Raw genomic sequence first — 12,492 nt, 5'->3', positions numbered from 1 at the left:
ACGACTCGCTGAACCGGAGAGAAACATGGCTATTCGTCAGGGCGGCACGGACAACTGGACCAAGTCCTCCTACTCCGGCGGAAACGGCGCTTGCGTCGAGGTCAAGTCCCCCGTCATGGAGGCCATCGCGGTGCGCGACTCGAAGGTGCAGGACGGTCCGTCCCTCACCTTCGCGCCGGGCTCCTGGACCTCGTTCGTGGCCGACGTCACCGAGGGCCGGCTGGGGCGCCTCGCCTGAACGTCACGGCGTACGACTCCACCGGCCCTCTCGCTGCACCACGCGCAACCACTGCATTACAGGAACCACCTGCAACACCTGCACTGCCTGCACCACTGACTGGAGCCCTCTCGACTGGCCCGCCGTCCCGGCCGAGGGGGCTCGGCCATGTCCGGGGCCAGGTGACCAGGGGGTGTCGCCCCCGACCCCCTAGCGCAGTTCGTTCACGTACCGGTCCGTCCCCGGCACCGTCGGGATGAACGGCGCCACCAGCTCCACCCGCCCCAGCCCGGCCTCGGCGACCTCGGCGTCCAGCCCCCGGAACCGGTCCCAGCAGGTGCGCGGATCCGCCTCCAGGAACCACAGCAGCGTCAGCCGGGTGTCGACCCCCTCGACCTGCTTGACGTACGTCATCCGGTCGCCGGGCAGCGGGGTCGGCCGGAAGACCGTCACCATCGCGGCCGGCGAGCCGTGCAGCCGCTTCGGCAGGGCGCGCGAGCGCAGCCACTCCAGCAGCTCCGCCCGCTCCTCGGGCCCGTCGGCGTCGACGACCTGGACGACGAGGCCGGCGTACGGGTGGTCGAGGGCGTGGAAGTCCCGGGGGCCGGCGGCCCCGTCGCGGTAGACGGTGGCCTCGTGGTCCTGGAAGGACGTGAAGACGTGGGTGCGGTCCTGGTAGACGCGGCCGTCCCGGTTGAGCCGCTTGTTGATTCCGACGGTCCACTTCATGTGCTCGTCGTAGCGGCCCTCGGTGACCCAGTACGTGGAGAGGTAGCACCCCGCGGTGACGGGCTGGGCGACGGCCGACTTCTCCGGGTAGCGCAGCTCCTGGAGTTCGCGGGTGGCGACCCAGCGGCGCCCCGCGTACATCCAGGGCATGGCCATGGCGCCGGCGTAGTAGTGGTCGTCCTCGTACCAGCGGTTGTACGCGTACTCGTGGCCCGGGTGCGGTTCGACCATGGTGATCAGCGCATGGCCCGGGCGGACACCGTACGGGCCCACGGCCGCCAGCTCGGCGTAGGTGCCGGGGCGGGTGTCGGGATGGGCGTCCTGGCTCTTCCGGTTCTCCGTCGTCATGGAGAACGGTCTAGCTGATGCGACGTCAGATGACGAGGGGGTGCGCTGCGTTCCACCCCCTGACAGGTAGGTGTCGTATGCATCTTTTCGCGGTTAGGATGCGCCCCACTCGCCTCCCCGAAGGAGTTCCCGTGTCGTCTCCCTCTGCTCTTTCCGCGTCCCCGCCGCCCGCCTTCGCCGCCCGCGCCCGCGCCGTCGCCGGCTCCCCCATCCGAGAGATCCTCGCCCTCACCGCCCGCCCCGGGGTGATCTCCTTCGCCGGCGGTCTGCCCGCCCCGGAGCTCTTCGACACCGAGGGCCTGCGGGCCGCGTACGACGCCGCGTTCACGGTGTCGGCGAGCCGGGCGCTGCAGTACTCGACCACCGAGGGCGCGCCGGAGCTGCGGGAGGCGGTGGCCGCGCGGGCGGCGGCCCGGGGGCTGGAGACCGCCGCGGACGACGTACTGATCACCACCGGCTCCCAGCAGGCCCTCGCGCTGATCACCTCGGCGCTCGTCGAGCCGGGCGACGCGGTCCTCGTCGAGAACCCGACCTACCTGGCGGCGCTCCAGTGCTTCGGGCTGGCGGGGGCGCGGGTGATACCCGTGCCCTGTGACGAGCAGGGCATCCTGCCCGACGCGCTGGAGGAGATCGTGGCGCGGGAGCGGCCCAAGCTGCTGTATGCGGTGCCGACGTTCCAGAACCCCACCGGGCGCACGCTGCCGGGCACCCGGCGGGCGGCGGTGGCGGAGGTCGCGGCGCGGCGCGGGTTGTGGCTGGTGGAGGACGATCCGTACGGAGACCTCCGGTTCGAGGGGGCCGAGATCCCGTGGCTCGCGGCGCACCCGGGGGCGCAGGACCGTACGGCGCTGCTCGGGAGCTTCTCGAAGATCATGGCTCCGGGGCTCCGGCTGGGCTGGCTCCGCGCGCCGGCCGCACTGCGGCGGGCGGCGGTGGTGACCAAGCAGGCGGCGGACCTGCACACGTCCACGGTGGACCAGCTGGCAGCGGCGCACTATCTGCGCGCGGTGGACCTCGACGCGCACGTCGCCACGGTGCGGACCGCCTATCGGGACCGGCGCGATGCCCTGCTGGCAGGTCTGGGCGCAGCGTTGCCGGCGGGTTCGGCCTGGAGCCGGCCGGAGGGCGGGATGTTCGTGTGGGCCCGGCTGCCGGAGGGGCGTGACGCGACGGCCCTGCTGAAGGAGGCGATATCGCGTGACGTGGCATTCGTTCCGGGAGCACCCTTCTACACGGGCGCGCCCGACCTCCGTACGTTGCGCCTGTCGTTCACGACGCACACGCCGGAGGAGATCGAGGAGGGCCTGGTCCGCCTGACGCAGGCAGCAGCTGCTTCCGACTGACCCCCGAAGCGGCCCTCCTCGATGCCTGGCGGACGTGCCGCCCCCGGAATCGGCTCCGGGGACCGTCCCGTTCGGTGCGGGCGCGAGGCCTCACGCCCGCACCGAACGCGGATCGGCAGGGACTAGCTCACCCAGGCGATCCGCTGCACCGTGTCGTTGTAGCCCGACGGCTCCTCGAGCTTCTCGCCGGCTTTCAGGATGCGCTCGCCCTTGCCGATCAGCTTGACGTCACTGTCCGTCAGGTTGACCCACGAGGAGACGTTCTTGGACATGCTGCCCCCGCCGGGGATGGGCAGCTGGGCGAGGTCGACGTCGAAGCCGGCACCGATTCCGTAGCCCGGGCCCTGGCAGCTGTAGTGCTGGTACAGACCGAGGGTCTTGGGCGGACACGGCGCACCCTCGGGAAGGATCTGGACTACGCCGGGCGGCAATTGCGACATGGCTCTCTCCGTTCTTCAGCCCCGTCGGCGTCTCCGGCGGGGATCGGTGCCCCAAACGTTCCACCCGCGGACGGCTCGGACCGTCCTCCACACGAGGCTTGATCGTTACTGCAATGAACATGACCACTCGGATGGCCGTCAGGGAGGCCGCCGGCGGGCCGTCGTCACGTCGGCGCGATCCGGGGCGACCGCCCCTTCCCTCCGGAGCCCTCCCGCCGTAACCTGACACGCCGTCAGATACACCCTGCGCCGGGAGGCCACGCGCATGCTGCTGCAAGGGAAGACCGTCATCGTCTCCGGTGTCGGGGCCGGGCTCGGGCATCAGGTGGCTGCGGCTGTGGTGCGCGACGGGGGGAACGCCGTACTCGGGGCGCGGACCGAGGCCAACCTCGCCAAGTCCGCCGCCGAGATCGACCCCGAGGGGGCCCACACGGCCTACCTGCCGACGGACATCACGGATGAAGGACAGTGCGCGGCCCTCGCCGAGCTGGCGCGGACGCGGTTCGGCGGGATCGACGCCGTCGTCCACGTCGCCGCCTGGGACTCGTACTTCGGCGGGCTCGAGGACGCCGATTTCGGGACGTGGTCCCAGATCATCGACGTGAATCTGCTGGGGACGCTGCGGATGACCCGGGCCTGTCTGGGCGGGCTCAAGGCGGGGGGCGGGTCCGTCGTCATCGTGGGCACGCAGTCCGCCGTTGCTGCGCCCAACGAGGTGCAGCAGGCTGCGTACGCGGCCTCCAAGGGGGCGCTGACCTCTGCCATGTACTCCATGGCCCGCGAGCTCGGCCCGCACCGGATCAGGGTCAACACGGTGCTGCCCGGGTGGATGTGGGGTCCGCCCGTGCAGGCGTTCGTGACCTTCACCGCGCACACCGAGGGCGTCCCCGAAGCCGAGGTGCACGCCCGGCTGACCGAGCGGATGGCCCTGCCCGACCTCGCCACGGACGGGGACGTCGCCGACGCCGCCGTGTTCCTCGCCTCCGACCGGGCGCGGGCGATAACCGGCCAGTCCCTGCTGGTCAACGCCGGTGAGCTGATGCGATGAGCCACCTCGCGGCCGGGGCGTCGGATCGTATGCTCACCGCATGACGACTCCGACCGAAAACGCGATGCGCCGCGCGCTCAAGCGAGCCCGCGACGGCGTCGCGCTCGACGCGACCGAGGCGGCCGTACTCCTCCAGGCGCGCGGCGCGGACCTGGAGGACCTCGCCGCCTCCGCCGCCCGGGTCCGCGACTCCGGCCTCGCGGCCGCCGGCCGGCCCGGCGTCATCACGTACTCGAAGAGCGTGTTCATCCCCCTGACCCGCCTGTGCCGCGACAAGTGCCACTACTGCACCTTCGCCACCGTCCCCGGCAAGCTCAGGCGGGCGGGCCACGGGATGTACATGTCGCCCGACGAGGTGCTCGACATCGCCCGCCGGGGTGCCGCCCTCGGCTGCAAGGAAGCGCTCATCACGCTGGGGGACAAGCCCGAGGAGCGGTGGCCCGAGGCGCGTGAGTGGCTCGAGGCGCAGGGGTACAGCGACACCGTCTCGTACGTGCGGGCCATTTCGATCCTGATCCTGGAGGAGACGGGGCTGCTGCCCCATCTGAATCCGGGTGTGATGTCGTGGGCCGATTTCCAGCGGCTCAAGCCCGTTGCCCCGTCCATGGGCATGATGCTGGAGACCACGGCCACGCGGCTGTGGTCCGAGCCGGGCGGCCCGCACTTCGGTTCCCCCGACAAGGAGCCGGCCGTACGGCTGCGGGTGCTGGAGGATGCCGGGCGGTCCTCCGTGCCCTTCACCTCCGGGCTGCTCATCGGGATCGGCGAGACGTACGAGGAGCGCGCGCAGTCGCTGTTCGCGCTGCGCCGGGTCGCGCGCTCGTACCACGGCGTGCAGGAGCTGATCATCCAGAACTTCCGCGCCAAACCGGACACGGCGATGCGCGGCATGCCCGATGCCGAGCTGGACGACCTCGTCGCCACGGTCGCCGTCGCCCGGCACATCATGGGCCCCTCGGGCTGCCTCCAGGCGCCGCCCAACCTGGTCGACGGGGAGTACGCGCGGCTGATCCGGGCCGGCATCGACGACTGGGGCGGCGTCTCGCCCCTGACCCCCGACCACGTGAACCCCGAGCGGCCCTGGCCGCAGATCGACGTGCTGGCCGAGCAGTCCGCGGCGGCCGGCTTCGAGCTGCGCGAGCGGCTCTGCGTCTACCCGGAGTTCGTGCAGCGCGGCGAGCCGTGGCTGGACCCGCGGCTGCTGCCGCACGTACGGGCGCTGGCCGATCCGGAGACGGGCCTGGCGAACCCCGACGCGACCGTCGAGGGGCACCCGTGGCAGGAGCCCGAGGAGGGGTTCGGCTCGTACGGGCGCACCGATCTGCACGCCACCATCGACACGCAGGGGCGTACCGGGGACCGGCGCGAGGACTTCGACCACGTCTACGGGGACTGGGAGGCGCTGCGCGAGGCGGCGGCCCCCGGCATGGTCCCGGAGCGCATCGACACCGACGTACGGGCGGCGCTCGCGCAGGCCGCCGACGATCCGACGAAGCTGACCGACGCACAGGCGCTGGCCCTGCTGCACGCGGACGGCCCGGCGCTGGACGCGCTGTGCCGGATCGCGGACGACCTGCGCAAGTCGGTGGTGGGCGACGACGTCACGTACATCGTCACGCGGAACATCAACTTCACGAACGTCTGCTACACCGGGTGCCGCTTCTGCGCCTTCGCGCAGCGCCGTACGGACGCCGACGCGTACACGCTGTCGCTGGACCAGGTCGCCGACCGGGCCGCCCAGGCCTGGGACGTGGGCGCGGTCGAGGTGTGCATGCAGGGCGGCATCCACCCGGACCTGCCCGGGACGGCGTACTTCGACATCGCGCGCGCCGTGAAGCAGCGGGTGCCGGGGATGCACGTGCACGCGTTCTCGCCGATGGAGGTCGTCAACGGCGCGACACGGACGGGCATGTCGGTACGGGAGTGGCTGACGGCGGCCAAGGAGGCCGGACTGGACTCCATCCCGGGCACGGCGGCGGAGATCCTGGACGACGAGGTCCGCTGGGTGCTGACCAAGGGGAAGCTGCCGACGGCGGACTGGATCGACGTCATCACCACGGCGCACGAGCTCGGGATCCGGTCCTCGTCGACCATGATGTACGGGCACGTGGACCAGCCGCGGCACTGGCTGGGGCACTTCCGCACGCTGGCCCGCATCCAGCAGCAGACCGGCGGTTTCACGGAGTTCGTGACGCTGCCGTTCATCCACACCAACGCGCCCGTGTACCTGGCGGGCATCGCCCGTCCCGGCCCGACGGTCCGCGACAACCGTGCGGTGACGGCGATGGCCCGGATCCTGCTGCACCCGCACATCACCAACATCCAGACGAGCTGGGTGAAGCTCGGTGCGGAGGGCGCGGCCGAGATGCTGCGGTCGGGAGCCAACGACCTCGGCGGCACGCTGATGGAGGAGACCATCTCCCGGATGGCCGGATCGAGTTACGGGTCGTACAAGTCGGTACGGGACCTGATCGCCGTCGCGGAGGCCGCCGGGCGGCCCGCGAAGGCCCGCACGACGCTGTACGGGGAGGTGCCCCAGGAGCGGCAGCAGGCGGCGCGCGCCTCGGACGGGCACCTGCCGGAGCTGCTGCCCGTACTGGACTAGGCGCAGGGGTACGGGCGAACGGGAACGGCCCGGCCGGGAGGGATCCCGGCCGGGCCTTCGTCGTCGCTGCTGGGGGGATCAGCCGACGAGGAGGTCCTTCTCGAGCTGCTTCAGCTCGCGCCCGTCGTCGCCTCCGCCGAGGAGTGCCTTCTTCATGCCCTCGGTGGCTGTTGGCCGCAGAAGAACTCTGCATGAACGGGACATGGCCGAAACCGACCGGCTCCACGGCGAGTGACAAAACGTGCCATCTATCGACCAAGGCGCGCTACCTGCACTTCTACCCACCCTTTCGGACCGGATGTGAACGAGATGTCCGCAGGCGCCTGCACGCAATCCGGCCTTTCCGCGCGCGCATCCGGGCCGCTGGACGACCTCCCTCCGGATTCGATCGAACGTGTCCATTACAGTGCGCGCCAGAGCATGCCGGGGCGGGGCAGGGGGATCGCGATGGACCACACGACGACCGAGAAGCCGGCCGAAGAGCACACGGCGCCGGCTGCCGGACCCGGCACCGGGGCACGGTCCGGCGGGACGCTCGGCGGGCGGTCCGCAGCCCCCGGGGGCCGGTCCGGGACCCCCGGCGGGCGGTCCGGTGCGGCCGTCGGGCTCTGGGGGCGCGCCGAGCAGCAGGACTTCCGCAGCCGCGTCCGCGGCACCCTCCTCGGCTCCGCCCTCGGCGACGCCTTCGGCGCCCCCCTGGCAGACCTCTCCCTCGACGCCATACGCGAGGCCCACGGTCCGCACGGCCTGACCCAGCCCGCCCCCGCGTACGGGCGCCGCGGCACGGTCACCGCCGCCACGCAGCTCACCCTGTTCACCGTCGACGGGCTGATCCGCGCCCACGTACGCCGGGACACCGGCGCCTGGCACCCGCCCACCGACATCCACCGCGCGTACCTGCGCTGGGCCGCCACCCAGCACGACTGGGGCCCCGACGAGCGCCGCAAGGACAACGGCTGGCTCGCCCGGCAGGAGTGGCTTTACGCCCGCCGCGGCCCCGAGCGCGCCTGTATGACCGGCTTCGCCGACGACGTCCTCGGCACCCTCGGCCGGCCGAAGAACCCCACCGCCCGCGACGCGGCCGCCGCCACCCGCTCGGCCCCCTTCGGCCTGCTGGTCGGCTGGGACCCGGCCCTGGTCCTCCAGCTCGCCACCGAGTGCGCCGCGCAGAGCCACGGCCACCCCACCGCGTACCTCACCGCCGGAGCCTTCGCCGTCATCGTCCACGGCCTCACCCGCGGCGAATCCCTCGACGGGGCCATCCAGCGCGCCCTCGGCCTGCTCGGCGCCCGCCCGGGCCACCAGAACGTCACCGACGCCCTCCAGCGCGCCGTCGCGGCCGTCCCGCAGGGCCCGCCGTCCGCGGAGGCCGTCGCAGCCGTCGCCGCGGGCGGGGACGGCGGTGTCGGCGGCGCCGAGGACGTCCTCGCCGTCGCCGTCTACTGCGCGCTGGTCGCCGAGGACGTCCCGTACGGCCTGCGCCTCGCCGTCAACCACGGCGGTGACTCCACCGCCGCCGGCGCCCTCTGCGGCGCACTGCTCGGCGCCCTCCACGGCGAGACCGCCCTCCCCGGCGCCTGGCTCGCGGAACTCGAAGGCCGCGCCACCCTGCTGGAAATCGCCGACGACTTCGCCCTCGAGATGACCCAGGGCCCCGCCCTGCACGGCCCGGCGGTCCCCGCCTCCGGCTGGCCGACCCGCTACCCCGTCGGCTGACGCCCCCTCAACAATCCGACCCGCAGGCCGTAGCGTGACCTCCGCCGGTCCCGGGCGCCACGGACCACCCGTACGCCAGGGGGAACCCCACACCCGGACAGCCCGAAGAGCCACGGAGGTGCCCTCAGCCATGCGGATCGCCACGACCATCTTCCTGACCGACCACACCGTCTCCCCCGTCCGCCTCGCCCGCTCCCTCGAGGAGCGCGGGTTCGCCGGGCTCTACCTCCCCGAGCACACCCACATCCCGGTCAGCCGCGAAACGTCCGCGCCCATGGGCGGCGAGCTCCCGGAGATGTACGGGCGCACCCTCGACCCCTTCGTCGCCCTGGCCCAGGCCGCCGCCGTCACCGAGCGCCTCACCCTCGGCACCGGCATCACCCTGGTCGCCCAGCACGACCCGATCGACCTCGCGAAGCAGATCGCCACCCTGGACCACCTCTCCGGCGGCCGCTTCACCCTCGGGATCGGCTACGGCTGGAACGTCGAGGAGGCCGCCGACCACGGCGTCGAGTGGCACACCCGCCGCGAACTGGTCCGGGACCGGATGGCCCTGATGCGCGCCCTGTGGGCCCCGGAACCCACCGCCTACGTGGGCGAGTTCTCCTCCGTCCAGGCCAGCGCCGCCCACCCCAAGCCGGCCCAGCCCCCGCGCGAGCTCGGCCCCGGCCACCCCCTGCACGGCCCCCGCACCCTGATCGGCGGCGCGGCAGGCCCGAAGCTCTTCTCGGCCATCGCCGACCACGCCGACGGCTGGCTCCCAATCGGCGGCGGCGGACTCTCCGAGTCCCTGCCGGTGCTGCGCCAGGTCTGGGAAACCGCGGGCCGCGACCCGAAGACCCTCCAGGTGGTCCCGTACGCGGTCCAGCCGAACCCGGGCAAGCTCGGCCACTACGCGGACCTGGGCATCGAGGAGGTCGTCCTCCAGCTCCCGTCGGCGAAGGAGGCCGAGATCCTCCGAGTCCTGGACGACTTCGCGCAGTACCTCTGATCCGGTCGCCGCGGCCAGACGGCCGCCCCGACGATGGCCCCCGAAAGGGGGCTGATCCACTTGCCGGGCCAGCAAAAGCGCACTCGAAGCCGGGAACGGGGCCGCCGCGGGGCAGCGGCCGTACCCGGCCACTGGGAACCGCTGTTCTCCACGCAGGTGCACGCGGAGCTGAAGGAGTACGTCCGCCGCCTCTACGCCGCGCGCACGGTCGAGCCAGAGAGCCTGCGCATCGACCAGTTCTGCGGCCGCCTCACCCATCCGACGAGCTACCGGCTGAGCGTCTTCGTCCCGGACGAATCCGCATGAGCATCCGGCGGGAGAGCCTCCCGGCCGGCATCCGTGAACAGGCCGACGGATGCGTCCTCCAGGACCGCCCGCTGTTCGCCGTCCGGACGGTCCGGGAGGCGGGCCGCGCCGCCGGGTTCCCGGGCCACCTCGTGGCGGTCGAGGTCCCCTCGACCCGCACGCCGCCCTCGCCACCCGGGCGGGCTCGGACCTCGCAACCCACCCCGGCGTCCGTTCCACTTCCCCGGCCCGACCGAGCCGGACGCGAGGCACCGCGCTGGCGGCCCTGACGGGACGGTGCAGCGCCCTCAGTCCGCGATGCGCCGCACGGGCTGCCCTGTGATGCGGGCGATGGTCTCGAAGTCCGCGTCCTGGTGGAGGACGGTCAGCTTGTGATGCTGCGCGGTGACGGCGACGAGCAGGTCCACCGGACTCGCGCACTGGTGGCAGCCTTCGTCGGCCAACCTCTGCTGGAGTGCCGAGGCGTCCTCCCAAGCGGAATCACGGGCCACGAAGTACGGGAAGGTCTCCCGCAGCAGACCGTCGGCCTCGTAGTAGGCCGGGCGGCCCCCGACGGCACGCAGGAACTCCTGGCGGACCGGTTCACACAGCCCCACGACTCCTGAGGTGACCACCTCGTCCCACGCGGGAGCGGCCTGCCGACGGTAGAAACGGACGAGTGCGCTCGTGTCGATCAGGAAGTTCTCGCTCACGCAGCCGAGTGCCTTCCCGGCTCCCGCATGCCCCCGGCATCGCCACCCTCGATGGCGGAGAAGTCGATCTCGCCGTCGGCGACCATCTGCCGCATACGCTCAACCGCAGCAGCTCTGCGGCGGCGATCGGCGATCTCCCGCAGGGCGGCGTTCACGGTGTCCCGCTTGGTCGTGGTGCCGAGGTGCCGGGCCGCTTCCGCCAAGGCCTCGTCATCCAGGTCGATCACCGTTCGGGACATCGCGGCCTCCAGACCGGGGCGTATATACGATTCTCAAAGAAGATATCACCGTCGTCCGAGCTCGGCCCAGACCGTTTTGCCGATCAGCCGGTCCGTGACCCCCCAGTCGGCGGCGAGGGCATCGACGATCCGCAGGCCGTAGCCACCCTCGGCCTGGTACGCGTGCGGCAGCAGGGCGGGCCGCCGCTCCCTGCGGGCATCGGACACCTCGATGCGGAGGACGTTCTCGACGAGGGTCAGCTTGAGCTCGAAGTCCCTCCCGGCGGCCCGCCCGTGGGTGACGGCATTGGCGGTGAACTCGGCGACGATCCGCTCCGCGTCCTCGGACAGCGGGGTGCGGTGCGGGATCCCCCAGTCGTGCAGCTCGACCATGGCGAGACACCGGGCGAGCCGGGCTCCGCGCCGGGTGCTGCTGAAACGCTGCGTGAACACGCGTACGAGGGTCTGGGTGGGGCGAGAGGGTGCGGTCATGGGAGCAACGTGCCGGGTGCGCAAGGCAGTTCCCAGAAACACGACCACTACTTTTCATCTGTACGAGTTCACACTCTGGACAGTGGCGGTCACCGCCCGTGAACCTGAACGCGGGAGGTGACCGCGAGGGTGAGTCACGACGAGAGCGGTGCCGGCGAGGTCGAGCCGGACAGCGGCCTGCGGAACTTCGGGGAAACCGTTAAGGCCTTCCGTAAACGCGCAGCACTCACACAGGAGCAGCTGGCCGAGCGGGTCGGGTACTCGGTCCAGTACGTCGGCTCGGTCGAGCAGGGCCGTCGGCATCCGTCGGTGAAGTTCGTGAGCCGGGCGGAAGAGGCACTGGACGCCTTCGGCGTCATCCGTATCGCGGCGAGGGAGCTGACGCGAAGGCGGGGGCTGGCGTCCTGGTTCAAACCATGGGCAGATCTGGAGGCGGAAGCGATCACCCTCGACACATTCGAGTGCCGCTCGGTTCCCGGGCTGTTACAGCCGGAGTCGTACGCCCGAGCCTTGGTCGCCGACGTCCTTCCACCGCCCACTGCGGAGGAGGTGGAAGCCCGGATCTTGGCTCGTCTGGGCCGACAGAAACTACTGTCGCGCACCCCGTACACGGTCTTCAGCTTCATTCTCGACGAGGCGGTCATCGAGAGGCAGACCGGCGGACCCGCAGTAACCCGCGAGCTGATCAACCACCTGTTGGAGTGCGCGGAGCTCCCCAATCTCGACCTGCAGATCATGCCGAAGATCAGCCCACGACACGCAGGACTCGGGGGCCCCTTCTGCCTCCTGGAGACTAGGGACAACGAGTGGGTGGGATACAGCGAGGGCCAGCAATCAGGCCGCCTCATTTCTGACCCGAAAGACCTCAGCCTCCTCCATCTGCGGTATGCCAAACTTCGCATCCAGGCCCTCAATCCTGCGGACAGCACGGGTCTGTTGATGCGAATGCGAGGATCTCTGTGAACAACTTTGAGTTGCGGTGGTTCAAGAGCAGCTACAGCAGTGGCGACGGCGACAACTGCGTCGAGGTCGCCCTTTCCTGGCACAAGTCGACGTACAGCGGCAGCGCGGGAGACAGTTGCGTCGAGGTCGCCTCATGCACCGACGCCGTCCACATCCGGGACTCGAAGCTCACGGCGAGCCCGGAACTGGCCGTGCAACCGACGACCTGGACGGCTTTCCTCGGCGGGATCACCGGAGCCTGAGCTCCGGCCCGACGGCATCAGAGGGAGTCCGGGGGTTTCCCGCCAGTCCACTGTCCTTCCGTGTCGTGCCGGTCCCTCAAGGGCGCTCCTCCTTCGTCGTCGCGTCGCTTCGCGATGGCCTTCGGCCACCCTTGACCGACCG

15 protein-coding genes are annotated in these 12,492 nt (G+C 71.5%); 9 read left to right on the top strand and 6 right to left on the bottom strand.

The window, feature by feature from the left end; translation table 11 throughout:
- Positions 1-25: 25 nt before the first annotated feature.
- A complete protein-coding gene (locus tag IF09_RS0134375) occupies positions 26-238 on the top strand; it encodes a DUF397 domain-containing protein (RefSeq protein ID WP_030302625.1) in 213 nt (70 codons plus the stop codon).
- A 189-nt stretch (positions 239-427) separates the two neighbouring features.
- Here the strand turns inward: IF09_RS0134375 and IF09_RS0134370 are convergent, their stop codons facing one another.
- Positions 428-1,294, bottom strand: a complete 867-nt coding sequence (locus IF09_RS0134370; RefSeq protein WP_030302624.1) for a hypothetical protein — start codon at positions 1,292-1,294, stop codon at positions 428-430.
- 131 nt (positions 1,295-1,425) lie between these two features.
- Here IF09_RS0134370 and IF09_RS0134365 point away from each other — a divergent pair, with 131 nt between their 5' ends.
- Positions 1,426-2,637 carry an aminotransferase class I/II-fold pyridoxal phosphate-dependent enzyme gene (locus IF09_RS0134365; protein WP_030302622.1) on the top strand — a complete coding sequence of 404 codons (1,212 nt, stop codon included), beginning with the start codon at positions 1,426-1,428 and terminating at the stop codon, positions 2,635-2,637.
- A gap of 122 nt (positions 2,638-2,759) precedes the next feature.
- Here the strand turns inward: IF09_RS0134365 and IF09_RS0134360 are convergent, their stop codons facing one another.
- Positions 2,760-3,077 carry a hypothetical protein gene (locus tag IF09_RS0134360; RefSeq protein WP_158710132.1) on the bottom strand — a complete coding sequence of 106 codons (318 nt, stop codon included), beginning with the start codon at positions 3,075-3,077 and terminating at the stop codon, positions 2,760-2,762.
- A gap of 265 nt (positions 3,078-3,342) precedes the next feature.
- Between IF09_RS0134360 and IF09_RS0134355 the strand changes: the two genes are divergently transcribed.
- Both IF09_RS0134355 and IF09_RS0134350 read left to right on the top strand, forming a co-directional pair.
- The gene (locus IF09_RS0134355) at positions 3,343-4,125 is read left to right on the top strand and encodes an SDR family oxidoreductase (RefSeq protein WP_030302618.1); all 783 of its coding nucleotides are present in this window, start codon (positions 3,343-3,345) and stop codon (positions 4,123-4,125) included.
- Positions 4,126-4,165: 40 nt separating this feature from the next.
- The gene (locus tag IF09_RS0134350; RefSeq protein WP_030302616.1) at positions 4,166-6,730 is read left to right on the top strand and encodes a bifunctional FO biosynthesis protein CofGH; all 2,565 of its coding nucleotides are present in this window, start codon (positions 4,166-4,168) and stop codon (positions 6,728-6,730) included.
- Positions 6,731-6,808: 78 nt separating this feature from the next.
- On the opposite strand, the gene IF09_RS48125 is transcribed toward IF09_RS0134350, so the two are convergent.
- Entirely contained in the window at positions 6,809-6,934 is a 126-nt protein-coding gene (locus IF09_RS48125; RefSeq protein WP_267882196.1) for a hypothetical protein, read from the bottom strand.
- A 243-nt stretch (positions 6,935-7,177) separates the two neighbouring features.
- Between IF09_RS48125 and IF09_RS0134340 the strand changes: the two genes are divergently transcribed.
- From IF09_RS0134340 to IF09_RS0134330, 3 genes are all read left to right on the top strand, one after another.
- Entirely contained in the window at positions 7,178-8,446 is a 1,269-nt protein-coding gene (locus IF09_RS0134340; protein ID WP_078613635.1) for an ADP-ribosylglycohydrolase family protein, read from the top strand.
- A 130-nt stretch (positions 8,447-8,576) separates the two neighbouring features.
- On the top strand, positions 8,577-9,437 hold the full coding sequence (locus tag IF09_RS0134335; RefSeq protein ID WP_030302612.1) for an LLM class F420-dependent oxidoreductase: 861 nt from the start codon (positions 8,577-8,579) through the stop codon (positions 9,435-9,437).
- Between the two features lie 60 nt (positions 9,438-9,497).
- On the top strand, positions 9,498-9,743 hold the full coding sequence (locus tag IF09_RS0134330; protein WP_051833402.1) for a hypothetical protein: 246 nt from the start codon (positions 9,498-9,500) through the stop codon (positions 9,741-9,743).
- A 287-nt stretch (positions 9,744-10,030) separates the two neighbouring features.
- Here IF09_RS0134330 and IF09_RS0134320 read toward each other — a convergent pair whose 3' ends face one another.
- From IF09_RS0134320 to IF09_RS0134310, 3 genes are read right to left on the bottom strand one after another with little or no spacing between them, the layout of a single operon-like run.
- A complete protein-coding gene (locus IF09_RS0134320; protein WP_030302607.1) occupies positions 10,031-10,435 on the bottom strand; it encodes a PIN domain nuclease in 405 nt (134 codons plus the stop codon).
- Positions 10,432-10,674 carry a type II toxin-antitoxin system VapB family antitoxin gene (locus IF09_RS41090; protein WP_037636837.1) on the bottom strand — a complete coding sequence of 81 codons (243 nt, stop codon included), beginning with the start codon at positions 10,672-10,674 and terminating at the stop codon, positions 10,432-10,434. The genes IF09_RS0134320 and IF09_RS41090 overlap by 4 nt, the downstream gene beginning before the upstream one ends.
- Positions 10,675-10,719: 45 nt before the next feature.
- The gene (locus tag IF09_RS0134310; RefSeq protein WP_030302605.1) at positions 10,720-11,145 is read right to left on the bottom strand and encodes an ATP-binding protein; all 426 of its coding nucleotides are present in this window, start codon (positions 11,143-11,145) and stop codon (positions 10,720-10,722) included.
- Positions 11,146-11,274: 129 nt separating this feature from the next.
- On the opposite strand from IF09_RS0134310, the gene IF09_RS0134305 reads away from it, so the two are divergent.
- The gene (locus IF09_RS0134305) at positions 11,275-12,108 is read left to right on the top strand and encodes a helix-turn-helix domain-containing protein (RefSeq protein WP_234321257.1); all 834 of its coding nucleotides are present in this window, start codon (positions 11,275-11,277) and stop codon (positions 12,106-12,108) included.
- Positions 12,105-12,350, top strand: coding sequence for a DUF397 domain-containing protein (locus IF09_RS0134300; RefSeq protein WP_030302596.1), 246 nt, complete (start codon positions 12,105-12,107; stop codon positions 12,348-12,350). The genes IF09_RS0134305 and IF09_RS0134300 overlap by 4 nt, the downstream gene beginning before the upstream one ends.
- Positions 12,351-12,492: the final 142 nt, after the last annotated feature.

Source organism: Streptomyces katrae, from assembly GCF_000717655.1.
Taxonomy (GTDB): domain Bacteria; phylum Actinomycetota; class Actinomycetes; order Streptomycetales; family Streptomycetaceae; genus Streptomyces; species Streptomyces katrae_B.
The sequence above is the reverse complement of the archived record's forward strand: the minus strand, read 5'-3'. Positions and strand labels throughout refer to the sequence as shown.

Coding starts and splice junctions, on each gene's coding strand:
- IF09_RS48125 (WP_267882196.1), bottom strand. CDS start 6,934: ATGTCCCGTTCATGCAGAGTTCTTCTGCGGCCAACAGCCACCGAGGGC.
- IF09_RS0134375 (WP_030302625.1), top strand. CDS start 26: ATGGCTATTCGTCAGGGCGGCACGGACAACTGGACCAAGTCCTCCTAC.
- IF09_RS41090 (WP_037636837.1), bottom strand. CDS start 10,674: ATGTCCCGAACGGTGATCGACCTGGATGACGAGGCCTTGGCGGAAGCG.
- IF09_RS0134355 (WP_030302618.1), top strand. CDS start 3,343: ATGCTGCTGCAAGGGAAGACCGTCATCGTCTCCGGTGTCGGGGCCGGG.
- IF09_RS0134370 (WP_030302624.1), bottom strand. CDS start 1,294: ATGACGACGGAGAACCGGAAGAGCCAGGACGCCCATCCCGACACCCGC.
- IF09_RS0134360 (WP_158710132.1), bottom strand. CDS start 3,077: ATGTCGCAATTGCCGCCCGGCGTAGTCCAGATCCTTCCCGAGGGTGCG.
- IF09_RS0134340 (WP_078613635.1), top strand. CDS start 7,178: ATGGACCACACGACGACCGAGAAGCCGGCCGAAGAGCACACGGCGCCG.
- IF09_RS0134310 (WP_030302605.1), bottom strand. CDS start 11,145: ATGACCGCACCCTCTCGCCCCACCCAGACCCTCGTACGCGTGTTCACG.
- IF09_RS0134350 (WP_030302616.1), top strand. CDS start 4,166: ATGACGACTCCGACCGAAAACGCGATGCGCCGCGCGCTCAAGCGAGCC.
- IF09_RS0134335 (WP_030302612.1), top strand. CDS start 8,577: ATGCGGATCGCCACGACCATCTTCCTGACCGACCACACCGTCTCCCCC.